The sequence below is a fragment of the Clostridium sp. E02 genome (genome assembly GCF_003833015.1).
Taxonomy (GTDB): Bacteria; Bacillota; Clostridia; order Lachnospirales; family Lachnospiraceae; genus Lacrimispora.
The window spans coordinates 101855-126435 of the sequence record NZ_RJLQ01000001.1 but is presented as its reverse complement, the minus strand read 5'-3'; the positions used below and the strand labels follow the sequence as shown (position 1 = coordinate 126435).

The following is a 24581-nucleotide window of genomic DNA, read 5'->3' as shown; positions in this document are numbered from 1 at the left end:
CCTGTTACCGCTTAAATGGAATGGATAGCAGTACTGCTGTCCCACACCCTAATCTACTGTATAGATTCACTTCTCCACCAATGTACATCTTGTGGATTCTTTGATAGATATTCCCAAGACCAATCCCGACTCTGGCCGTAGCTTGATTCTTTAATGCCTCTCTTAATTTAAAAAGACTTTCTTCACTCATCCCCACTCCCGTATCTGCAACAGAGAGGATGATTTTTTCATTTCTCTCCCAAATTCGAATTCTTATCCTTCCGCCAGATTCTTTTTTTGAAAGTCCATGGATAATGGCATTTTCAACAATCGGCTGCAGGGTAAACGTAGGAATCATTATTTGGTTCCCCTTCACCAAACACTGAATATCATAGTGGATTCTACTTCCAAAGCGCATCTGCTGGAGATACATGTAATCGCTTACAATCTTGATTTCTTTTTCCAACAAAACTTCGGACTCCGTGGTCTTTAAATTATACCGGAACAAATTACCAAGACTATCAATCATCTGTTCCGTGGTCCCGGCATCTTCAAGCTTTGCCATGCAGGCAATCATATTTAATGTATTAAACAGAAAATGTGGATTGATCTGATTTTTTAAAAGTTCCAACTTTGTAGCATCTAAAATCTGCTCAATTTTCATCTTTTCAATCTCTTCTTTATGAAGCAATACAGCCATATCATTTTTTTCTTTTAAAGTTGTAATATATTGTTTGGTTGCATGCTTCATCTTGTTGAATGCCACAACCAGCTCTCCCATTTCATCTCGATTTTCAATCACCACATCTGGATCTGTAAAATCACTTTTGGCTATCTTTCTGGATATAAAAGCCAGCCGGACCACTGGTGCCACCATATCCCGGTACATCATTCGGCTAAAATAAAAGGTCGTGCCAATACTTAATATGGCTAGAATTAATATCGCCAAAGGAAGACGGGTTAATACTGGAACTCTTTTATGATAGGCATTGGAACCATCCTTTAAGGTACTTTGAACCAAACGTTTCCCATAATTCGTCAAATAATCCTGCATCCGGTAAACAAGGTAAAGATCATTGACATAAGTCGTGTTAAAGAACTCTTCCTCCTCTTTTTTTTGAAACAGCCAGTCCCGCTTTTTTTTATAGTTCCCATATCCATTGCGAATGGACCATGTCACCGCATACCGTTCTTTCCCTATTTGCTTATATTGAAAGGGAAGGGCATCAACACATTGTTGCGTATGATTGCATGCCTTTTGGTAAATCTGTTTATTCTCTTCGCTGTCCTTTCGAATAAAACCAATCAATGCTTGTGCTTCCGCTTCTATGGCAGTCTGATAATCATGACATAGAGAATTATCTTCTAAAATCTGATTGAACCCATTTAATGCGAAGTCAAGGATCACTATATTAAATACAATGGAAAGTGCCACGATCAGAATGACCATGGCTGCAATAGTTTTTATTTTCTGTTTCAATGTAAAAGAAAGCCACTTCTCCTGCAGCTTTTTCAGTCCCCGATTGATCACTTTCACAAAAAACCCTCTTTTCTCCCAATCTCGTATCCCATTATATCAAAATTTTCAAATTAATGACAGCGGTATAACCAAAGAGATAAAAACAGACCACAGTTTTACGCAATCTTTCATTGCGTGCTCCTGCAGCCTGTCTTTTAAGTAATATGAAATCAACTATTGTCTGAGACGGAACCGACTCATTAATTGTCTAAGGTTTTCTGCCTGTCCAGACAATTCCTCACTGGCAGCAGCACTCTCTTCTGCTGTGGCAGAGTTACTTTGAACAACAGAGGAAATCTGTTCGATTCCAGTTGTTACCTGGGTAACTTTTTCACTTTGCTCTTTTAATTCTTCCGCTGATCTTTCAATGGCTGTAACCATCTCTCTGGTTTCCATTAAGATTCCGTTTAAGGATTTTCCAGTAGATGACGCAATTCCGGTTCCCTTTTCTACGGCTGATATCGTCTCTGCAACCAAACTAGAAGTATCTTTTGCAGCATTGGCACTCTTACCAGCTAGATTACGCACCTCATCTGCAACCACTGCAAACCCTTTTCCTGCCTCTCCTGCTCTTGCTGCTTCGACCGCTGCATTCAAGGCTAAAATATTGGTCTGGAACGCAATGTCTTCGATCAGCTTATTCACCTTTTCTATCTCTTTGGATTTCTGGCTGATCTGATCCATGGAGTTCATCATTACCTGCATCTGGGCGTTGCCTTCCTCCATGGCTGTTCCCACATGACTAGCCTGATGATTCACCTGATCAACAGATTTTGCTGTATTCAAAAGACTGGAAGAAATCTCATTGACCGAGGAGGATAATTCCTCTACACTAGCTGCCTGCTCTACTGCTCCCTGACTTAAATTCTGGGCTCCCTGAGACACCTGGGCACTGCCCTTTGCCACTTCATCGGAAGATTGATTGATGGTATTCATCGTCTGAGACAAAAGTTCATTCGTCCGATCCACGGATTCCTGTATGATCTTAAAATCACCCTGAAATTCCATCCCAATCTGATGACTGAAATCCCCTGATGCCACATTCTGAAGGACAGAAGCAATCTCCACGATGTAAGACTTCATTCCATGAACGGATCTTTTGATCTCAGTAGCAAGCTGACCAATCTCATCTGTTCGGTTGACATCGGGTACATCACTGGTAAGATCTCCCTGTGAAAACAGCTTCATACGAGCCGCAATGTCTGATACCGGACCTGCAATGGATCCCGCAAACCAGAAAGCAAAAATACAGCCACAAACAATTGATGCAGCTCCTAGTATGATCATAGCTATAACAACCGTGTAAATGGAAGTTGTCGTCTCGCTAATGGGGGCAACTACACCCAGTACCCATCCTTTGCTCCCGGTAATCGGGCTGTAATAACAAAATCTTTTAGAACCCTGATACGTGTAGGTACCTATATCCGACAAGCCTAAAATCATGGTTTCATACATACGACCAGCCGATTTATAGGAAGATTCTGTCTTTGCCATCTCAATGAAATTCTGGCGCTCATTTACCCGATCTTGGGAAGAGCTTGCAATAAAGGTACCTGTATTATCTAAAATAAACGCATTTCCTGTGGTACCAATGACTACATCTTTAACCAGGTCGCTCAGTGTGTTTCCAGGATAAGTTCCCAGCAATACTCCATACTCATAAGGCGTGGCAATCCGTATTACAAGTTCGTTGTTGCTGTCAAATTCCGTAGTAGAGACTGTCGTTTCTCCGTTCAATGCCTTAGCCACGTAATCTTCATCGATATAACTGTCTCCGATGTGCTCTCCGCTTGCACTCCGTGTTACGGCACCGTCTTTATTTAGTACTTCCAATTCTTTGTACCCATAAAGTTTACACTGATTTGACAAATATTCCGTTACCACTCTGGAATTGATAGACTTTAAGCTTCCTCCCTGGGCACTGGCTTCTATGCTAATCTTCATTTGATTTAGGTTCTGAACGGTTAGACTGTTTACCAGTTTACCAGTTGATTGCAAATCAGCCTTTACCACATCTGTAATTCCATTGTAGCTTACCCATATGCTGATCAACATATTCAAAGCAGAAATACATAAAATAATAGCAATAATAAAGACCAGCATCTTACTCTTTAACGACTTCATAGAAAACCGGGAACCAAACGATGCTCCCGCACTTTTTGTTTTTTGTTTTTTCTCTCCTTTCTTTTTAAAGATGTTTCGATTCCACTTCTTATCCCCCGATGTCTTCATAGTGATTTGCTCCTTGTCTCGTCTTAAGTAAATAGTTCCATAACAGTAAAATTATGGTTTTATTCATTATACGATATTTTGTAACTATTTGTCAATGAATGCTGAAATCGAAATAAACTTTTATTTATTATTTCCTACTAATTTATTCATTTTTTCAAAAAAAGAGAACGAACCCATAAAACTATGAGATCGTTCTCTTTTTCAATCAGTCAATCCAGGATCATACAAAGAATAGGTTTTATTATCTGCTCATTTTATCAATCGCTTCCCATATTCCGTTTAAATACGTTGCTCCTAGTGCACGATCATATAGACCATAACCTGCACGTCCAGTCTCTCCCCAAATCATACGTCCGTGATCCGGACGGATATAACCATCAAACCCATTGTCATAAAGGGCCTTTAATATGGAAAACATATCCAAAGATCCGCAACTAGATAGATGCGCTCTCTCTTCAAATCCCTGATTATCAGAAAGTACTTCCACGTTTCTTGCATGTACAAAATGAATCCGTCCCATTGCCGCATATTTAGCAGCCATTTTAGCCACGTCATTTTTGTTGGAACAGCCAAGGGAACCGGTACAAAGAGTGATCCCGTTATGTTTGTCATTTACAAGATTTAAGAAGCGGTCTAAGTTCTCTTCACAGGTAATAATTCTTGGAAGTCCAAAAATGCTCCAACAGGGATCATCTTCATGGATTGCCATATTAACGCCACATTCTGCTGCTACCGGAATGATAGCTTCTAAAAAATATTTAAGATGATCCCACAGATCGTCTTCCGTCATGGCATTGTATTCACTTACCACCTGTTTTAATCCGTCTTTTGTATAACTGGAATCCCAGCCTGGAAGCGTAAGATCACTTTCGCTCTCCAAAGGATTTACTTTATCAACCTGATCCTGATAATACACAAGAGAGGTGGAACCGTCACTAAGCACATGATCCAACTGGGTTCTTGTCCAGTCAAATACAGGCATAAAATTATAGCAGATACATTTGATTCCCGCCTCTGCTACCCTTCTGATGTTCTCGCAATAATTTGCAATGTATTTGTCTCTTTCTGGTTTTCCAAGTTTAATATCTTCATGGACCGGAATACTTTCAATCACTTCAAAATTAAGTCCAGCATCCTCAGTTTCTTTTTTCAAATGTGAAATGCTATCTCTGCTCCAAATTTCACCGACTGGAACATCATAAACGGCAGTTACAATCGAATGCATTCCCGGAATCTGTCTAATTTGATTCAAGGTCACCTTATCTTCGTCTCCATACCATCTGAATGATAATTTCATGAGATCCTCCTTATACGCAGTTGATCCTTTTATTATTGTTTCTGTGTTTAGTATATACAAGAATAAGAGACATTACCATGGATTTAATTGCCGTTGACATTGCAAAACTTGCGGTGGTATCTTATAATACAGAATAAGAAAGTAAGGAAGGATTCAGGTGATTTTCCTATGAAAAAAGAATTATCAACCGTCTTTAACCAGCGACAATACATGAAATCCGGGGAATTTGAAGTGTTTTTTTATAAAGATTTGGATCTGGACCATATTGTGGTACACAGCCATCCTTATTATGAGGTGTACTTTTTTTTAAGCGGTGATGTGACTTATGAAGTCGATGGAATCGAATCCCCCCTTCAATATGGGGACTATCTGCTGATTCCTCCCGGAGTGAAACACCAGCCATTGTTTCATTCCACCGGAAAAAACTATCAGCGTTTTGTTTTGTGGATCAGTAGAGAGTACTATCAGTCCATCTGTTCCTGGTCAGAAGATTTTTCCTACAGCTTTCAATATGTAGTGAAAGAAAAAAAGTACCATTTTCGAACTGACTTTATTACCTTTCAAAATATACAGGGAATGCTTTTGGATCTGCTAGAAGAGATTCATGGCCACAAAGCATTTCAGCATCTAAATGCTCAACTGCAAGTCCAGTCTTTTCTTCTTCAATTAAACCGGATCACGTACAACATGCTTCATGAGGTACCTGCTGCCTCTGGCAATGTGCTCTATCTCAAGCTCTGTGATTACATCAACAACCATCTGGATGAAGACTTGTCCCTGGATCGTCTGGCCTCGTTTTTTTATACAAGCAAATATCACATTTCTCATGTATTTAAGGATAATATGGGAATATCACTTCATCAATATATCATTAAAAAGAGGCTTCAATCCAGTAAAAATGGGATCCTGTCTGGCATTCCATTTACAAAACTATACCATCAGTATGGGTTTTCTGATTACACAAGTTTTTACCGAGCATTTAAAAAAGAGTTTGGTTTGTCTCCGAAAGAATTCCGGGAACAGAAAAAGCTGCCAGATGGTTACTAATGAAAACAAATGGACTCCACACAAAAAACCAGACAGGAAACCAGCGAATCGGCTGTTCCTGTCTGGTAAATCCGGAATATTTTGTTCTTACTCCTCGATTCTATGAAAGATTTCCATAAACTCTTCTCCCGTTATCGTTTCACGTTCCAGGAGGTAATCTGCGATTACATGTAGTTTATTTTCATATTTTTTTAATATTTCAAGTGCTTTTCGATGCTGTTCTTTTACGATTCGAATCACTTCATCATCAATCTGCTTTGCCGTTTCCTGAGAGCAGGATAATGAGGTATCTCCTCCCAAATACTGATTGGTTACCGTTTCAAGAGCTACCATGTCAAACTTGTCACTCATTCCATACCGGGTAACCATAGCTCTTGCAATTCTGGTGGCCTGTTCTATGTCATTGGAAGCTCCGCTGGTAACGGTATCAAATACCAATTCTTCCGCAGCCCTTCCCCCTGTAAAGGTAGCTATTTTATTCAGTGCCTCTTCTTTGCTTAAGAGGCGGCGTTCCTCTGCATCTACCTGCATGGTATATCCTAGCGCACCAGAAGTTCTTGGAATTATAGTGATTTTGTGAACCGGCGCCGAATGCGTCTGGGTTGCAGCGACCAAAGCATGCCCAACCTCATGGTAAGCAATTACCTTCCTTTCATCGACATTAACCGAGGCATCCTTTTTCTGATACCCTGCAATGACAACCTCAACGCTTTCTTCTAAATCAATTTGAGCCACCGCTTTTCTTCCCAAACGAACCGTTCTTAGTGCCGCCTCATTGATGATATTTGCAAGTTCTGCTCCACTGGCACCTGCCGTTGCTAGACCAATTCCATGAAAATCCACATCATCTGATAATTTTACTTTTTTTCCATGAACCCTTAAAATCGCTTCCCTTCCCTTTAGATCCGGAAGCTCTACTGGAATTCTCCGGTCAAACCGTCCAGGTCTTAACAACGCTTTATCCAGGGAATCCGGACGGTTGGTGGCAGCAAGGATCACTACCCCTTTCTTTCCATCAAATCCATCCATCTCAGCCAGAAGCTGATTTAAAGTCTGTTCCCGTTCGTCGCTGCCGCTAAATCCGCCGCTGTCCCGTTTTTTTCCTATGGTATCAATTTCATCTATAAATACAATACAGGGGGCTTTTTCATTGGCTTGTTTAAACAGATCCCGGACCTTAGCAGCTCCCATTCCTACAAACATTTCTACGAATTCGGAACCCGATATGGAGAAAAACGGGACATGTGCCTCGCCTGCTACGGCTCTAGCCAGCAACGTTTTTCCAGTTCCAGGAGGTCCCACCAAAAGAGCACCTTTGGGTAGGGATGCCCCAATGTCAGCATATTTTTGGGGATTATGGAGAAAATCAACGATCTCTGTCAATGCTTCTTTTGCTTCTTCCTGACCAGCTACATCTTTAAATGTCATTCCTGTTTCTGATTCTGCATAAATCTTAGGACTTGACTTTCCAAAAGACATGGCATTTTGTCCTCCCATCTTCTTCTGAAGCTGAGTGGATAAAAAATTCCCAAGAAATACAAATATTAAAATAGGTACAATCCAAGTAAGCAGAATAGAAAGCAAAGGAGACATCTGTTTTACAATGGCTTTATCAAATTCTACGTTATGAGAAATCAGACGCTCTGTTAGGGTTTCATCCGCCCAAAGACCGGTTTTGTATACCTGGTAAACCGGTTTTCCTTCCCAGTCTTTTTTCCCGGTATCGGATTTAAACTGGATCTCTGTCTCCGTTTTCGCAACTGCCTGAACCTTTCCCTGATCTATCATCTCTAAAAACTTGCTGTAAGGAACCTCTGTTACTGATTTTGATTGGATCCAAGGCACCGCCATTGCATTGAATAAAATCATGAGAATCACTACAATGATATAGTAATAAATAAATGGTTTTTTGGGATGCTTTCCAGAATCCCCATCATCTTTTAGACCCATCTTTCTCCTCCTTTTGCTTTCGTACATCCAGAACCGATGCTACAAACCGTTCCGCATTCTCAAGATCTTCTAAGTTGGGGTGCAGCATAGCATTCTCATATGCGGAAATCATCATCCGGATCTGTTTCGTATCCTCCACCTCTTGAATTTGTCTATATGTTTCAAGAACCTTCGGTCCAACTTTACCCCCACATAAGTAACACCCCAGATACTGATTGTCATCTGGAAGAAAAACAGAAACCTGCTTTTCTACATTTTTTAAATATTCTTTATTTTCAAATACTCCGCAGGTCCCAAACAAAGCTACCCGCTTACCATGAAGATTCGTAAGAAAATCAATCACTTCTGTCGTTGCGGTTCCTCGATTATTCCAGAACCCTACAAAGTACGTATCTGCTTCTTCTCCATGGAGTTCAGAAATACTGACAATGTCTTTAGACTTTCCTGGAAGCGACTCAAAAATCTTCATGGCTACCTTCTGAGTATTTCCGGTTCTACTTGTATACACAACTAAATAGTCCATATATTCAGCCTCCTCTTCCATTAAAATATACCAAATTGAATTATTTATCAATAGATAACCGGAAATGTTAATACAATTTATGGATCTTTTAGATTTTAACCAAGAACTTTAAGACTTAAGATCTGTGCAATCTCATATAAAAAGACAGAGAAAACCGATCCCCGCTTTTCTCTGTCTTCTGTATTCTTATTTGGATAATTGCTTTGCTGCCTCTTTCATAATCTGACAGGTGACAGCAATATCCTCCTTCGTATGCGCTGCTGATAAAAATAAAATCTCAAACTGGGATGGGGCAGTATAGATGCCATGCTCCAAAAGATAATGAAAATATTTGGCATATGTTTTTGTATCCGATGCCAGAGCGGTCTCATAATCCACCACTGGATTTTTCGCAAAAAACAGGCTAAACAACGATGCTGCTTGATTAATCTGTGCATTCGGCAATGCTTCTTTTAAAGTCTGTATCAGCTTATTCGCGTGGCTCTCTAAATTGGAGTATATTTCTGGGTGCTCCAATAGCGTCTGTATGGTCACAATCCCTGCTGCCGTTGCGATGGGATTTCCTGATAAGGTTCCAGCCTGGTATACGCTTCCTAGTGGTGAAACCTTTTCCATAATCTCTTTCCGGCCACCATATACTCCCATAGGCATTCCGCCTCCAACGACTTTACCAAGGGTTGTCATATCTGGAATGACACCATAATATCCCTGAGCCCCATTGATCCCCATCCGAAATCCAGTAATCACTTCATCAAAGATGAGTAAGGCACCAGATCGAGTACAAATGTCCCTTAAGAATTCCAAAAATCCTGCTTTTGGTGGAACCAGCCCCATATTTGCCGCCACTGGTTCCACTACAATGGCTGCTATGGCATCTGGGTTTTCTAAGAACAGCTTTTTCACGGATTCTTCCTGATTATACTGCGCCAGAAGAGTATGTTTCGTATAAGAAGATGGAACTCCAGCACTATCGGGTGCAGAACCAGTTAACGCCCCCGAACCTGCTTTCACCAAAAGACCGTCGGAATGTCCATGATAACACCCTTTAAACTTAATGATCTTGTCCCGTCCGGTGTATCCTCTTGCTGTTCTTATGGCACTCATCACCGCCTCTGTTCCAGAACTTACCATCCGCATCATTTCGATGGATGGCATACATTCCCGGATCAGTTTCCCAAGTGTAAGTTCTTTGCCCGTTGGTGCACCAAATGATAAACCCGACAAACAGGCATTCCGAACAGCATCCACCACAGGCTGATAGGCATGCCCAAGGATACATGGTCCCCAGGAATCCACATAATCGATGTATTGGTTGCCATCTGCATCATAGATATGTGATCCTTCTGCCCGGTCTATAAATACTGGAACACCACCCACTGACTGAAATGCCCGAACCGGACTGTTCACTCCGCCCGGAAAATAATCTTTGGATTCCTCAAATAATTGGTTTGACTTTTGTGTATTCACTCTTTCTAATTCCTTTCCCTGTTAAAATCCAGACAAATGGCATCGACCATACCGGAAATACTAGATTCTGATGCAATGATGTCTGCCTCTCTTCCGTGTCTTTTGAGTGCGTTGGCTGTGATCGCTCCTATGCACACCACTTTTACGTTGGAGAGTTTCATACGTGAATCTTCCCCCTGGCTAAAAAATGCTTCTACCCCAGATGCACTGGCAAAGGTCACATAATCAAGCTTAGAAAGATCTTTTCGATTCTCCCCTGAAACTTTTGCTTCTGGATTTACATCATATAAAATAATGTCATCATAAGGAATCCCTTTTTGATCCAGTGTTTCATTTAGTTCTATCGATCCACCTGATGATCGTGGAATCAACAAATAATCTTTTTTCGTAATCCGATCACAAAGACCTTTTGCCAAATCCTTCACCTGATAATGATCAGGCACATAATCCGCCCGAAATCCATAGTGATAAAGCTGTTTTTCTGTCCCTGTTCCGATCACTGCAAATTTCACTCCACCTAACGAGCGAAAATCATAACCGCATTCCAATAGTCCATGAAAGAACTCCCTTACCCCATTGGCACTGGTTAAAACGATCCAGGAATACTTCGATAAATTACCATACGCAGTTTTCATCGCAGCCAACGATCGGTAAGATTGAAAAGAAAGCGTGAAAAGGCATTTTACTGCAGCACCACATTCTTCCAATTGCTCTCTTAAGGTTCTGACAAAGTGTCCAGTACCTGTGATTCCGATTTGACATCCGGTCAGAGGATCCATATGGGTGGAGGAAAAATCCAAAGCAGCCACCGCTCCTACTACAATGATTGCCGGACTCACTATCCCAGCCTTAAGCGTTTCTTTTTGAATATTACTTAACATCCCCCGAACAATTTTCTGATCCGGCAATGTTCCATTTGAAATCACGGCTGCCGGTGTCTCCTTTAACTTTCCCTGTTCAATCAGTCCCTTAACGATCAGAGGCAGGGTACCAAGTCCCATCAAAAACACCAAGGTTCCGGAAAGCCTTGCAAACGTTTCAAAATCAGGAGGTAGCACTCCGTCCTTTGCTAAAGTGTGCCCTGTCATTACATGAAAGCTGCGGCTTACTGCCCTATGCGTAATCGGAATTCCTGCAGAAGCTAGGGCTGCGACCGCTGAGGTCACACCAGATACCACTTCATACGGGATTCCTGCATTTTTAAGCGCCTGAACTTCCTCCCCGCCTCTTCCAAATACAAAGGGATCTCCACCTTTTAAACGAACGACCAAAAGACCCTCCATCGCCAACTGGATCAAAAGCTGATTGATCTCTTCCTGCTTCATGGAGTGTACCCCTGCTCTTTTCCCGGCATAGATTTTACGACAGTGAGATGGAACCTGTTCTAGAAGAAGATCCGATGCCAGGGAATCATAGACCACAGCATCACAGGTTTTCAGCCGTTTGATCCCTTTTTTTGTTATTAAATCCGGATCTCCGGGTCCTGCACCTATTAAGCTTACCACACCTGTTTCCTTCATCCTGACCTCCATTTCTATTAGAGCCCTCTGGCTGCCAGTTCTGCCAGTGCTTCATGGTCTTTTGGTTTTCCACTCAAACGAATCCTTTTTATTTCAGCTCCTCTTTTGCTGATCCCAAATACCTCCATCGTTCCATCCTTTATTCGAGAATAGATACCAATGGGTTCATGGCATCCCGCATGAAGAAGTTTTAATACGTTTCGTTCCAGTGTAAGACACAGCCTTGCCTGTGCACACTCAATCTGTTTTAATTGATTGCTATAGTTTGATTTAAGAGGACCTTCAACGGCAAGGATCCCCTGGCCACCTGCTGGGATAAATTCTTCACAGTCAAAGTAATGATACGCAAATGCCTCATCCCCATCTATTCCCAGCCGTTTTAAACCAGCTGCTGCAAGAAGAATTCCGTCATATGCGCCCCCCTTTAATTTTTCCAGCCGTGTCTGGACATTGCCTCTTATATTTTCACAGCGAACCGGAATCCCTTCCCATAGAGATTTTCCTATCTCTGTGATCTGAATTTGTCTTCTGAGACTGGAGGTTCCTATCACGATTTCCTGATTCTCCTTTGGATCCGTTCCTTTTAATGTGACCAACACATCTCTGGGATCTTCTCGTTTGGGCACCGCAACAATCCCCAAACCATCTTCTATGTCCATAGGAAGATCCTTTGCACTATGTACGGCTAGATCAATCTCTCCCTGAATAAGCGCCTGTTCAAATTCTGACACAAACACGCCTTTTCCTCCAAATTCAAGAAGAGGCTTGTCAAGGATTCGATCCCCCTCCGTCTGCTTTTTAATCAATCGAACGGACAGCCCGTTATCCGCAGTTTTTATGGCATCTGCCACCAGAAGAGTTTGGGCTACCGCAAGGGCACTTTTCCTGGTTCCAATGCGAATTATATCACTGCTCATGTTCTGCCCTCTTTCTTTCAATCAATTCTTTTAGCTGTTCCTGTGAAAATACACCACCCTGACGGATTCCTTCATCCACCATGATTTTAAAAATCTCCGATCTCACTGACTGGGAATCTATGTTTGCCTTAACCATATCCCGATAAGAACCAAGCTGACTCGCCAAAGCTCCAAACCCAGAGGGAATCAATTTTTTAAACTTTTCTTTTAAATATCTGGCTACTGTGGGGGAGTTTCCTCCTGTAGATATTCCAATTGTAATCTCTTTTTCTCGTATCAATGCAGGAAAGATAAAACTACATTCCTCCTGTACATCCACTACATTGATCGGTATTTTTCTTTCCTTGCAACATTGGGACAAATGACGGTTAATCCTTTCCTCCGATGTTGCTGCAATGACAAAGTCCGCCTGATTTAAATCGGAATCCATAATATTACGCTGCAATAATACAATGGTTCCCTTGCATTCCTCTGCAAGCTGTTTCATCTCAGGAATACAATGTGGAGCAATGACCGTTATATGGGGATCGTAATCTTTTATGGTAAGCGCTTTGCGATATGCCACCATTCCACCTCCGGCAATCAGACATTCCTGCCCTTTGATATCCACAAAAAAAGGAAAATAAGCCATTTCACCCCTCCTTTGTCCACTGGGTAAGACCATCTAGAGTTTTTAGAACCACATCGAGTTCCTCTCTCGTTACATGATCCCTGATCTGATATAAAAGAGTCTCTAGGGGTTTGCCTTCCAATGACTCTTTTAGTGATTTCATTTTTTTGATATAGGGATGAAACATGATATCCCGCATGGCTTCATCGAGTTCTTCTTCCATAATGGCTTTGGCCCGGTCCAGCTCTTTGCGTTTTATCTGTGTGTTATTTTTGGAGCATTCGTTAAAATAATCAATATCATGGAGCGTGATTCCGTTGATTTTATGAAGTCCGGGATCCATATCCACTGGAACTGCCACATCAATAAACAGTCTCTCTTTCTTACTCGTCAGATGACAGGAAAGTTCTTCTCCGATCACGGTATAATGAGGTCCTGACGTGGCACTAATCACCACATCCATTTTCTCTATGTAGTCGTAACGATTCCTATAATCCACCTCTTTGATCCGATTATCCTTTACTTCAAAATTAAAATCCATTCCATGGTTTCTCACCGTTGCAGTTATAAAAACCCCGGACTTACTCAGCAGATTTTTTGTAATGGTACTCCCTATCTTCCCTGACATACCAATGATCATAACATTCTTTTGTCCGTCTGTTTTCTCAAGGTGAAACACTTCGTTTGCCACTAAAGTTGCGATAGAGAGCGGTGTTTTAGATAAATTAGTATCCGTCTTAATCCGTTTGGCGCAAGTTACTGCTTTTTTGAACATCTCATTGATCTCATAATCAGTGGCTAAAAATTCCTTGGATTTCTGATATGCATCCTTGACCTGACCTAAAATCTCATCCTCTCCAAGCACCATTGAATCCAGCCCACATGTAACCTTAAACAAATGCCGTATGGCATTTTCTTCACTATAAATATTTACATACTTTAATAGCTCCCCCATACGCAGGTTCTTTACGTCTGCCACTTCCTGCTGCAGCTCTCCGATGGCATATTTGTTTCCCGATATATAGATTTCGCTCCGGTTGCAAGTGCTTAAAATAACCACTCCTGCGATCGAGTCTTTTTTTAGCAGACGCCTCATGAGCTCTTCTTTTTCAGCTTCCAAAAAGGCGAACTGTTCTCTTAAATTTACTGGAGCCTTTTTATGGCTCACACTCATACAATACATCATTACCCAGCCTTCTTATCCTTAGAATCAATCCATCTAACATCTTCCCTATTCTAACACATCAATCCCTCTAAGAGCAATGGTCAGACCTTTATTTTTGTTCCGCAACAAACTGAAGAATGTCCTTCTTTTGCTGCAGTCCTTTCAGCCGCCCCACTTCTTTTCCATCTTTTAAAAGAATCAGTGTGGGGAAACCAGTGACCAAAAAACGTTCTGCCAACTCCTGATTCTGTTCAAAATCCAGTTTTATTATGGATAATGTATCCCCCAATTCTTTCTCCACCTCATTTAATACAAGTCCCAGCATTTTGCAGGGTCCACAGGTAACAGAATAAAAATCCACAAGTACAAGTCCATTGCCTTCTAGTTCCTTAAAAACTTCACTATTTCCCTCTTTTATCATGTTTATAATCCTCATTTTCTTTCATTTTTTATATGATTGATTCAAACTCCATTTTACCATAAGGGTTGGAATATGAAAAATAGCAAATGTTACGAATTAGAGGGATTACAAAAAAACCTGCCCTTTGAACTGGCTTAACCAGATCATGGGACAGGTTTCATTCCGACTATCTCTTACAGTACTTTACTTAAAAAGAGTTTCAGTCTTTCATTCTTGGGATTATCAAAAAATTCTTTTGGTTCGTTTTCTTCCAAAAAGTAACCCCCATCCATAAACATGACTCGGGTCGCCACTTCTCTGGCAAATCCCATCTCATGCGTTACGACTACCATGGTCATCTTCTCTTCTGCCAACTCCCGCATTACAGTAAGTACTTCTCCCACCATCTCAGGGTCTAGAGCTGACGTGGGTTCATCAAACAGCATCACATCCGGATTCATACACAATGCCCGTACTATGGCTATTCTCTGTTTTTGTCCTCCTGAGAGCTGATTGGGATAAGAATCTCCACGGTCAGCAAGTCCAACTTTATCAAGCAGCCTCATTGCCTGCTCTTCTGCCTCTTTTTTGCTTCTTCCCTGGAGCTTCATAGGGGCTAAGGTTAAGTTCTTAAGGATCGTCATATGGGGAAACAAATTAAACTGTTGGAACACCATACCCATTTTTTGGCGATGCTTGTCTATGTCTGTCTTCTTATCCACAATATCAGTGCCTTCAAACAGGATATGTCCTCCTGTGGGTTCCTCTAACCGGTTTAAACATCGTAAAAACGTACTTTTTCCAGAACCAGAAGGACCAATGACACATACCACGTCACCCTTATTGATGTCAACAGAGATATCTTTTAATACTTCTAAGTCTCCAAATTTTTTTCCAAGATTCTGTACCTGAATCAGAGGTGTCTTTGTTTCATTAGTGCTCACTTCTCTGCAGCCTCCTCTCCAGTAATTGAACTAATTTTGTAAATATCATTACCATAATCAGATAAATAAGGGCCACAGAAATAAGTGGCATGAATGCAGAATAAGTACGGCTCTTTATTATATCTCCGCCTCTTGTTAGATCCTGCAGTCCTATGTAACCTGCAACTGAAGTTTCTTTTAAAAGTACAATAAACTCATTGGCAAGCGTCGGAACTACATTTTTAAATGCCTGAGGCATAACAATGAACAACATGGTCTGTGCATAATTAAACCCCAGACTTCTTCCCGCTTCAAACTGCCCCTTTTCAATGGAACTGATACCGCTTCGAAAAATTTCTGCCACATAGGCACCGGAGTTGATTCCAAATGCTACAATCGCGGTAAAGATCTGGCCTGGATCATGAACTGCAAAAACAATAAAATACATGATCATCAACTGTACCACCACCGGAGTCCCTCTGATTATAGTCAGATAAACCGTACAGATTGCGTTCAACACCTTCAGCTTATGGGTGTTTTCATAGGTGGAACGTATGATGGCCACCAAAAATCCAAGCACAATACCGATCAGAACCGCGAAAAAAGTTATTTTCAACGTATTCTGTAATCCGTCTGTGATGTATCTCCAACGATCTTCCGCTATAAAATTCAGATAAAAATCATCTCTTAGTTTTTCCCACATGGCACTCTTCCTTTATCTTATTCTGCCGTAATGTAATGATCTACGATCTTTTTAAATTCCCCGGATTCCTTTAATTCTTTAATGGCTCCGTTCATCTTATCTAACAGTTCGGTATTGCCTTTCTTTAAAGCAATGGCATACTCCTCTTCGGTAAATGCCTCATCTAAAATCTTTAAGTTTTCATTGTCCTTTACAAAAACCTTGGCTGGCTCCCGGTCAATGACTACTGCATCAATTTTCCCCTGGGTTAAAGACATCACTGCATCCATTCCTTTATTAAAACGCTGTACATCTCCGTCTTCGATATCATCTGCATAAATATCTCCGGTTGTTCCGGTCTGCACACCGATCTTTTTCCCGGTTAAATCATCGATTGCATTGATTTCACTGTCTTTTTTTACAATTACCACCTGAGCTGCCTCTGCATAGGTATCTGTAAAGTCCACATTCTTTTTCCGATCTTCACTTACCGTCATGCCAGCCGCTGTAAAATCAGCTTTTCCTGATTGTACGGCAGGAATCAGGGAATCAAATGCCATATCCTTAATCTCCAGCTCCATACCCAGTTTATCAGCTATTGCTTTGGCTATATCCGCATCAATTCCTACTATTTCATTATTCTCATGATATTCATAAGGTGGAAATTCAGCATTGGTAACCATAACTAGTTTATCGCCCTCAGCCATACTTTCTTGGTTTTCAGCTTCTTTCGCAGTCGTACTATCTGTTGTTGCCTGTGTCTCTGTTTTTCCTGATCCGCTGCAGGCTGTGAGTGCAACTGCCATACATAACGCTGCTGCGATCGCCAATCCGTTCTTTTTCATAATGACTCCTCCTTATATATGCATTATTCTGTATATTTATAAAACAGTTTCCGTTATTCATTATATAGCATTTTTCAAATTAATCAAGTACTTCTAGGGAAGAAGCTTTAATAATCTTGCAAGTTTTTATTCCATCGGATATAATGGTTTTGATTAAAAACAGCTAAGAAACGAAGGGAAGCACCCATGAAGGATATTTTAGAAATAACCGCTTGGCCCATGAATCCACCGGCTCCTTATTCACTTTTTCATATCCTATTTGTATCCGTTGGACTAACGATCATGGTTTTTCTTGCATATTATGTCGCAAAACGATTAAATGAAGTCAGACTTTGCCGTCTGCTGTTTTTCTGTGGCGTTCTCCTAGCCTCTGCAGAATGTTATAAACAACTCTTTCTCTATTATGTGATGAACAATCAGACCTACAACTGGTGGTATTTTCCATTTCAGCTTTGCAGTCTGCCCATGTATTTCTGTCTGATCCTACCCTTTATCACTTCCCAAAAGGCTCGGACCGTTCTTTATACCTTTATGCAGGATTTTAATCTTCTTGGAGGCATTATGGCACTGGCAGAACCATCTGGTTTGCTTCATCCCTATTGGTTTTTAACCCTTCACGGTCTGATTTGGCATCTGCTGCTTATTTTTATTGGACTTGTGATCGCTTTTACCCGCCACTCAGATTCCACTTTAAAAGGTTTTTTCAAGACCGTTCCTTTGTTTTTTATCTGCTGCGCAATCGCCTCTTTCATCAACCATACAGTAAAACCCTTAGGGCAGGCAGATATGTTTTATATTTCCCCTTATTATCCATCGGCTCAGATTATTTTTCATGATATTGCTTTGAACTACGGAATCCCAATCGGGAATGGGATATACTTGTTTGCCGTTCTTTTTGGTGGATTTCTGTTTCATCTTATATTCAGTAAATTCAAAATGGCAAAGCCATAATTGGTTTCGCCATTTAATAAAAATTATTTTTCTAGTATTTTTTTCTCAGCCTTTACGTCTTTTAATAACCGTTTCCATTCCTCTTCATGTGCCACATAGTATCGGGGACAATCTTTTCCTGTCGCATCATAATGGCGGATAACATCTTTTTCAGTAAGTTTCATCTCCCTGCAGAGCCAGGCCGTCAACTTCACCAGGGACGCATACGTCTTGTCATTAAACTTTCCTGTCTCATCGGGATGACAGCACTCGATGGAAACCGTATTCCGGTTTTTCTCCTTTGAAGTGGCATATGCTATTTCGTAAATAGGAATTCCCTGAAGAATTTCTCCATCTAGCCCTATGATAAAGTGACTGCTTGCAGAGATTTTATGTGCTTCTGTCTGATCCTTTAGACTGGCAAAATAATTCATATTCTGCTTTGCTGTTGTGCCAGGATTGGCAACATAATGGATCACAATTCCTTTGCCTTGTACCATATGGGTCCCAGGTCTAGAATATGGATTAGTTGGAATAAAATCCTCTTCTACCCAGTCTGGCATCCTGATAGAAGTTAAATCTACATATCTTCTTTGGACCAAAAGACTAAGTCCCCAAAGGATTCCTGCTACAACGACTGAAAGCTGTAGAACCCAAATTCCTATGTAAAGGATGGTTTTTCTTCTCTTTTTTTTCTCTTGTCTTAACCGCCTGTTTCGTAGCATCTGACTGCGGTTTCTAACCTCACGATTCTCTTTCGTCTGATTCATCATTTCACAAACCCCTGAACTGCTCTTATTATAAGTTTACTTCTTACTCTTTTAGAAAGAACTTAAAAAGATAAACTGGTTAGGAAAGGAGATCTTTAAAAATCCGTTTTGAATATATCTTGCATTTTCACAGTCTCACAAACATCTTGCAAAACTACGTGTAATTTTCCTTGAGCAGTCTCATCACAAAGCACAACGATTTTATCACCCGCTGACAATTTTGTTTCTCCCCCAGGGACGAACTCATCCTCTGCCCGTTGCAAGGAAACCAAAAGACAGGTTTCTGGCCACTTAATTTCACAAATCTTCTTTCCTTCTGCTTCACTTCCATGAAAAATCATCCCTTCTACCAGAACCTTCTCCCCTGTAAGGGACGATTTTCTATCGGGATTAAGTCTCTTTAAAAGACGATGAAGCAACTGATCATAAACGGGTGCACAATGAAGCATATCGGGAACCACATACGCAATCAAGGACACCATGGATAGGGTCAATAAGTGGGAAAAGGAGCCTGTCATCTCGCTGATCAGTATGATCCCGGTTATTGGAGCACGTACGATTGCGGAAAAATAACCAGCCATACCAAGGATTACAAAATTCCCCAAAAGACCGTCTAATGAATTGGTAAAAATACCAACTGAGTTGTAATAAATACTTCCGATCACCGCTCCAAGAACCAGCAAAGGCAAAAAAATCCCTCCGGGTGCACCAGATGCAAAGCTAAGTATGGAAAAGCTGAATTTCAACAACAAAAGCAGACACAATGCTCCAAGAAGCATCTCTCCTGAAGTAAGAACTTCTACTAGCGGATGTCCCCCTCCTAAAACAGCTGGATAATAAAGGCCAAAAATCCCTGCTAAAACAAACGGTATCAACAATCGGGCATACCGACTGGGCATCTTTTCATAAAGATCCTGCATTTTAGAAAGACTTGTGTTATATACCACACCCATGATGCCAATAATCACTCCAAACAGTAAAACAAATTGATAGGAATGGAGTGGAATCATCTCATTGATTTGAAAATCAAAGATAGGTTTTAGACCAAATACTTTTCTAGATACGAAATCTGATGTAATGGATGCCGCCATAGTAGATAATAAGATTTCTGGAGAAAAATGTTTATGTACCTCTTCTAGAGAAAATAAAACTCCAGCAATCGGAGCATTAAATGCTGCCGAAAGTCCGGCACTGGCTCCACATGTAATCAGCATCTTTTCCTCTGTTTTTGCTTTTCTTGTCAGTCTTGAGAATCCTTTTGCAGCCATCGCTCCAAGCTGAATACTTGGACCCTCACGTCCTAAGGACAATCCGCATCCCAAAGACAACAGACCACCTGCCAGTTTTGCAATCAGTGCTTTCCACCAACAAGGGTCGATTTCACCGATCATCTCACCTTCTACCTGTGGGATTCCACTTCCCGAAATCAGGGATTCCCATTTGAGCAAAAGTGTAACTCCTAACGCAGCTAATAAAAGAATAAGAAATCCCACGAATATAGCCCAGGTGTTTTGTTTCGCGTATTTTAGTATCACGTGCAGTAACTCATCCGCATGACTTAGTAAATACCGGAAAAACACAACAATCGATCCAGAGATTGCACCGACCATAATGCCCTCCAGGATTAATTCATAACGAAAACTGCGGTAACGGTTAATGGTATTCTTTACCGTATGCCAACCAGTTTGCATAATTATCCCTCCTGTTATTGTTCTTTTGTAATTGAACTTACGAACAATATAAAATTATAGCCCCTAAAATATGTATTTGCAAGGAAAAAACCGGATTTTATAGAAGAAGCCGGACACAGACCTGTTCGAATCAGGTAGAATCCGACTTCTTTTTTCTTATTTACTAGAAAGAAATTAAGCCGCTGGATGAAGAAGACTTTCTGGAGAAAATTCAGGATCATGGCATATAATTTCTACCTGTTTTCCAATCCCTATTATCAAAATACCCATCAGGGATTTCCCATCCATAACCAATTGATTCCATATGACATCAATGGCAAAACTGCATTTTTCTGCCTTTCCCACAAAGGCTACAAGTTCCTCTACACTGGAAAATGTATAGGTTATATTTTTCAATTCGAATACTCCTTTTGGCCTTATACATTGTTTTACTGTTTTTTTTAAACAAATTTGCTTTTGTTTTTTAAATATTTTTATATATTTCTTCTATATATTCCTATTATTTCCACTCCTGTTTGGGTTATACTGTAAAACATAAAAAAACTTTACAGAAAACACTACCCAAAAAGCCAAATATCGTGTATAATTGTACCGTTGTGTTTTATTTTGGAAGCGTATCGAAGTGGTCATAACGAGCCGCACTCGAAATGCGGTTGTCCGCAAGGGCACGTGGGTTCGAATCCCACCGCTTCCGTCAATAAAAGCCTCGCATAAATCAATGATTTATGTGGGGCTTTTATTATAGGGTTTTCTCATGATTCCCTTCTTTTTCCTCTTTTAAAAAGACCATTTTTAGTGCAATAAAAATATAATTCTCCTCTCTGCATAGGTGAGAATCGAACTTGTACCGTTTGTTCTGGGTAGAGTTTTATAAAAAGTACCCTGTCATCCAGAACATAAGCGACAAAAGAGATAAAGTGCCCCTTCGTCATTTCGTGTTGTAGTGTCAAATACATCTCTCCATCTGTCCGGTCCACCACAAGTTCATGTTCTGAGTCCTCATTCTTTGCAATTAGAGAAACAAGTTTTCTGCCACAACAAGAAATTTGAGCTTCCCCTATGTCATACAAAGTGTTCCCACAAGTTGGACACACATAAAATTTTATCTTTTTCATATTTCCCCTATCCGTATCGTTGGCTTCCAGATCCCCTGCTAAGATCTTTTCTATATTCACTCCTAGAATACGGGATAGTTCATGCAATAAGGAAACATCCGGGCAACCGATTCCACGCTCCCATTTCGAAATAGTCCGATCACTGATATACATCATGTCTGCCAATTCTTTTTGCGTCATCCCTTTTTCTTTCCGCAGTTTCAAAATTAGTTTTCCTACTTTCACACAATCCATTGCTTTTACCTCCTCTCAACCCCTTCAATTTCTTTGGGTAAATATTCTTTATTTTATCATAGATACGGCTTCTTTGCATGGTTTGTGCGATTCCTTTTCTAATCGTACATATTTCCTTCTTCTTCTGCTAAAACTGATTTTGTTATCATCGCAATAACAATAACTTGGGAACGGGGGGAATATGAAAAAATTCGCACAACTTATCTTATTCATCAATGGTGTGTTATTTTTGCTGATTTATGCCATTTCAATTCTATATGATTATCTTCTTATAAAATCCAGAATGTTTACAGAACCCTACGGAATAGAGCTTACCCTATGTCTTTCAAGTATTCTATTTTTCCTTCCTGGCATTTTTTGCCTAACAGCCTCTGTTCTCATAAAAAGGAGGGGAAAAGAGTGAAAAACACAAATATCGAACCTGACATGTACAATTTTAGCGCTTGCGCTGTATTAAGCTAATCACGAAGAAAACTTTGTATGTGATTGAGGGTATTCATTGATCATTGGGCAAACCAAAAAAGGAACCATCCGGAGGCTATAAATATACCGGATGGTTTCTTTTTACTGATTATTTAAAATATTCTGGAAACTGCATTACGATTCCCTGTGCCATCATATCTGCCAGTTCTAAAACATTTCTTTCTATATTATCAAATATGTTTATTCCCTCTTTGTATTTCTGACCTTTAATGGCCATTACCTCTTGTTTTGTCATATCCAAAATCCCCTGGAGCATATTCTTTAAATCGGTTACGGACCAGTTTGGATTCATGCTGGCAAGCGTTGATGCAAGCTGTTGTGACATATCACTGGCTCGTTTCTCGGTTTCTGCTGCCATCTCCATATTTCCATCTCGAACCGCTGTCACATAATCATCCATAAGGTTTAAAAGATTCATCATGACATCCGAAACTTTATTAGACTCACTTTCTCCATAAAACGTTTTTAATGCCAACTCAAAGTCTTTTGGATTTTCCATTAGACGGCTTTTAACATAATCTGAGTCCGCAAGATTGAGCAATATACTCTGTATTGCCATTCTCATCCAATAAATGTTTTGCATCCATAAATAGCGAAAATAATTATCTAAGCTCTGTTCTGCCTTTGAAATCTTGGAATTAATGGGGGGCATGGGAATGGGTCTTGGTGTTGGTGTTGGCTGGGGCTGAGGCTGGGGCTGCGGTTGGGGACGGGGCGTTGGTTGAGGCTGATTGTTTCGTCTCCCAGGCATACAAATCACCTGACCCACAAACAAGTTGGTGGGATTCACACCTGGATTGGAATCCATGATTGCCTCTACTGTCGTATTAAAACGCTGGGATAACAGCCATAAAGTATCTCCCGCTTCAATTGTATACGATTGGGTTCCTGCTCCACATGAATTATCGGTGTCTTCCTCTGGACGTGCCCATGGAGGAAGATTTCGGAATTTATATCCCGCAGGAATCCAGATCACCTGGCCCACTTTCAAATTATCAAGTGTAAGTCCAGGGTTTAATGCCATAATTGTTTCTATTGTAGTACAATAGCTTTGAGATAATTTCCATAAAGTATCTCCGTTTTCTATGGTATAAGGACGAAGTCCTACGGGACACTTTGTTGGTTTGTAACTCATTTCCTCTCCTTTTACTACGGATTGAGGGAATGGCATTGGCTGTGGCTTTAACTGGGGCGTCGGCTTAATGGAAGAATAAGTCTGCCTCGGGGTATTGGCCTGCATCGAGGGCTGTGATGGAGGCTGTGTCCTCATTGGTGATGGAACCGTTGTAGAAGGCTGCGTCATTGCGGGAGCGGAAGGCTGTGTCACTGCAGGAGCGGAAGTCTGCTGTCTCCATTTTCCTGTTGGAATGCAGATTTTCCCTCCAATCATCAGCTTGTTAGGATTTAAGCCTGGATTTGCCTCCATTATTGCTTCCACGGTCGTGTAGTAACGTCTTGAAATTAACCATAGCGTATCACCGGATTGAATGGTATAAGTAAACAATCCATCAGGGCATGAATTCATCATGTTACTGCCTTTCAATTAAACAATTTGTCTTATTTTATGTTGAAGAAATAGGAATAGAACCTGTCACTCCTCAATTAATCTTATTTTTTTCTTTCTTTTCCCAGTTTTCTATCCAAATAGGTTAATTTTCCAATAAATCCCCTGCATCCTGGGTATCATAATTGAATCGGAGTATTGACTTTTCCGTTTTAATTGTGTAAAATTAAATTGTTAAAAATAATATTTCGCATAAGTGAGGGATTGATATGAATATTTATGACTTAACCGTAATGGATCGAAATGGAACACCTGTAACCCTGTCGGATTATAAAGATAAAGTTTTGCTGATTGTAAATACTGCAACCGGATGTGGATTCACACCTCAATATGAAGGATTAGAATCTTTATACAGGAAGTACAAAGACAAGGGTCTTGTTATTTTAGACTTCCCCTGCAACCAGTTTGGACATCAGGCACCAGGTACTGGAGAAGAGATTCATCAGTTTTGTAAGATGAATTATGATGTTTCCTTTCCCCAATTTGCAAAAACAGATGTTAATGGAGAGGATCAGTCTCCTTTGTATTCCTATTTAAAGTCTCAGAAATCAGGACTTTTCCGTTCTGCCATCAAATGGAATTTTACAAAGTTCCTTGTTGATAGAAATGGCGAAGTTGTAAAGCGATATGCACCAACTGATAAACCAGAAAAATTAGAAAAAGATATCACTGCCCTTCTATAATTCTCTTCTTCTGTCTCACTCTATAAATACAAGCA

At 40.5% G+C, this 24581-nt stretch carries 22 protein-coding genes and 1 tRNA gene; 4 read left to right on the top strand and 19 right to left on the bottom strand.

Annotation, left to right across the window (positions count from 1 at the left end; genetic code table 11):
• Positions 1-4: 4 nt before the first annotated feature.
• From EFT72_RS00625 to EFT72_RS00615, 3 genes are all read right to left on the bottom strand, one after another.
• Positions 5-1516 (bottom strand): histidine kinase, encoded by a 1512-nt coding sequence (locus EFT72_RS00625; RefSeq protein WP_243109907.1) that lies wholly within the window; start codon positions 1514-1516, stop codon positions 5-7.
• A gap of 156 nt (positions 1517-1672) precedes the next feature.
• The gene (locus EFT72_RS00620) at positions 1673-3730 is read right to left on the bottom strand and encodes a methyl-accepting chemotaxis protein (protein WP_124064888.1); all 2058 of its coding nucleotides are present in this window, start codon (positions 3728-3730) and stop codon (positions 1673-1675) included.
• A 241-nt stretch (positions 3731-3971) separates the two neighbouring features.
• Entirely contained in the window at positions 3972-5027 is a 1056-nt protein-coding gene (locus EFT72_RS00615; protein ID WP_124064887.1) for a mannonate dehydratase, read from the bottom strand.
• A 168-nt stretch (positions 5028-5195) separates the two neighbouring features.
• Between EFT72_RS00615 and EFT72_RS00610 the strand changes: the two genes are divergently transcribed.
• On the top strand, positions 5196-6074 hold the full coding sequence (locus EFT72_RS00610; protein WP_124064886.1) for an AraC family transcriptional regulator: 879 nt from the start codon (positions 5196-5198) through the stop codon (positions 6072-6074).
• A gap of 87 nt (positions 6075-6161) precedes the next feature.
• On the opposite strand, the gene ftsH is transcribed toward EFT72_RS00610, so the two are convergent.
• From ftsH to EFT72_RS00555, 11 genes are all read right to left on the bottom strand, one after another.
• Positions 6162-8024, bottom strand: a complete 1863-nt coding sequence (gene ftsH / locus EFT72_RS00605) for an ATP-dependent zinc metalloprotease FtsH (protein ID WP_124064885.1) — start codon at positions 8022-8024, stop codon at positions 6162-6164.
• Positions 8008-8547 (bottom strand): flavodoxin family protein BilS, encoded by a 540-nt coding sequence (gene bilS / locus EFT72_RS00600; RefSeq protein ID WP_124064884.1) that lies wholly within the window; start codon positions 8545-8547, stop codon positions 8008-8010. The genes ftsH and bilS overlap by 17 nt, the downstream gene beginning before the upstream one ends.
• A 186-nt stretch (positions 8548-8733) precedes the next feature.
• A complete protein-coding gene (gene hemL / locus EFT72_RS00595; RefSeq protein ID WP_124064883.1) occupies positions 8734-10014 on the bottom strand; it encodes a glutamate-1-semialdehyde 2,1-aminomutase in 1281 nt (426 codons plus the stop codon).
• A gap of 5 nt (positions 10015-10019) precedes the next feature.
• Complete coding sequence (cobA, locus tag EFT72_RS00590; protein WP_124064882.1) at positions 10020-11534, bottom strand: uroporphyrinogen-III C-methyltransferase; 1515 nt, start codon at positions 11532-11534, stop codon at positions 10020-10022.
• Between the two features lie 17 nt (positions 11535-11551).
• The gene (hemC, locus tag EFT72_RS00585) at positions 11552-12451 is read right to left on the bottom strand and encodes a hydroxymethylbilane synthase (RefSeq protein ID WP_124064881.1); all 900 of its coding nucleotides are present in this window, start codon (positions 12449-12451) and stop codon (positions 11552-11554) included.
• The gene (locus tag EFT72_RS00580) at positions 12441-13082 is read right to left on the bottom strand and encodes a bifunctional precorrin-2 dehydrogenase/sirohydrochlorin ferrochelatase (protein WP_124064880.1); all 642 of its coding nucleotides are present in this window, start codon (positions 13080-13082) and stop codon (positions 12441-12443) included. Before EFT72_RS00580 ends, hemC begins: the two co-directional genes overlap by 11 nt.
• A 1-nt stretch (position 13083) precedes the next feature.
• Positions 13084-14247, bottom strand: coding sequence for a glutamyl-tRNA reductase (hemA, locus tag EFT72_RS00575; protein WP_243109906.1), 1164 nt, complete (start codon positions 14245-14247; stop codon positions 13084-13086).
• A gap of 88 nt (positions 14248-14335) precedes the next feature.
• Positions 14336-14647, bottom strand: a complete 312-nt coding sequence (locus tag EFT72_RS00570) for a thioredoxin domain-containing protein (protein ID WP_124064879.1) — start codon at positions 14645-14647, stop codon at positions 14336-14338.
• A 173-nt stretch (positions 14648-14820) separates the two neighbouring features.
• Positions 14821-15543 carry an amino acid ABC transporter ATP-binding protein gene (locus EFT72_RS00565; protein WP_164473036.1) on the bottom strand — a complete coding sequence of 241 codons (723 nt, stop codon included), beginning with the start codon at positions 15541-15543 and terminating at the stop codon, positions 14821-14823.
• A gap of 16 nt (positions 15544-15559) precedes the next feature.
• Entirely contained in the window at positions 15560-16252 is a 693-nt protein-coding gene (locus EFT72_RS00560; protein ID WP_124064877.1) for an amino acid ABC transporter permease, read from the bottom strand.
• 17 nt (positions 16253-16269) lie between these two features.
• Positions 16270-17076 (bottom strand): basic amino acid ABC transporter substrate-binding protein, encoded by an 807-nt coding sequence (locus tag EFT72_RS00555; protein WP_124064876.1) that lies wholly within the window; start codon positions 17074-17076, stop codon positions 16270-16272.
• Positions 17077-17262: 186 nt separating this feature from the next.
• On the opposite strand from EFT72_RS00555, the gene EFT72_RS00550 reads away from it, so the two are divergent.
• A complete protein-coding gene (locus tag EFT72_RS00550; RefSeq protein WP_124064875.1) occupies positions 17263-18027 on the top strand; it encodes a YwaF family protein in 765 nt (254 codons plus the stop codon).
• A gap of 23 nt (positions 18028-18050) precedes the next feature.
• On the opposite strand, the gene EFT72_RS00545 is transcribed toward EFT72_RS00550, so the two are convergent.
• The 3 genes from EFT72_RS00545 to EFT72_RS00535 form a co-directional block, all read right to left on the bottom strand.
• Positions 18051-18779 carry a peptidoglycan recognition family protein gene (locus EFT72_RS00545; RefSeq protein WP_124064874.1) on the bottom strand — a complete coding sequence of 243 codons (729 nt, stop codon included), beginning with the start codon at positions 18777-18779 and terminating at the stop codon, positions 18051-18053.
• Positions 18780-18871: 92 nt separating this feature from the next.
• Complete coding sequence (locus EFT72_RS00540; protein ID WP_124064873.1) at positions 18872-20467, bottom strand: ClC family H(+)/Cl(-) exchange transporter; 1596 nt, start codon at positions 20465-20467, stop codon at positions 18872-18874.
• 174 nt (positions 20468-20641) lie between these two features.
• Positions 20642-20863 carry an HPr family phosphocarrier protein gene (locus tag EFT72_RS00535; protein ID WP_124064872.1) on the bottom strand — a complete coding sequence of 74 codons (222 nt, stop codon included), beginning with the start codon at positions 20861-20863 and terminating at the stop codon, positions 20642-20644.
• A 212-nt stretch (positions 20864-21075) separates the two neighbouring features.
• Between EFT72_RS00535 and EFT72_RS00530 the strand changes: the two genes are divergently transcribed.
• Positions 21076-21161, top strand: a tRNA-Ser gene (locus EFT72_RS00530).
• A gap of 58 nt (positions 21162-21219) precedes the next feature.
• Here the strand turns inward: EFT72_RS00530 and EFT72_RS00525 are convergent.
• Both EFT72_RS00525 and EFT72_RS00520 read right to left on the bottom strand, forming a co-directional pair.
• Positions 21220-21816, bottom strand: coding sequence for a helix-turn-helix domain-containing protein (locus EFT72_RS00525; protein WP_124064871.1), 597 nt, complete (start codon positions 21814-21816; stop codon positions 21220-21222).
• 571 nt (positions 21817-22387) lie between these two features.
• Positions 22388-23827, bottom strand: coding sequence for a LysM peptidoglycan-binding domain-containing protein (locus EFT72_RS00520; protein ID WP_164473025.1), 1440 nt, complete (start codon positions 23825-23827; stop codon positions 22388-22390).
• A 245-nt stretch (positions 23828-24072) separates the two neighbouring features.
• Between EFT72_RS00520 and EFT72_RS00510 the strand changes: the two genes are divergently transcribed.
• A complete protein-coding gene (locus EFT72_RS00510; RefSeq protein ID WP_124064870.1) occupies positions 24073-24546 on the top strand; it encodes a glutathione peroxidase in 474 nt (157 codons plus the stop codon).
• Positions 24547-24581 lie beyond the last annotated feature (35 nt).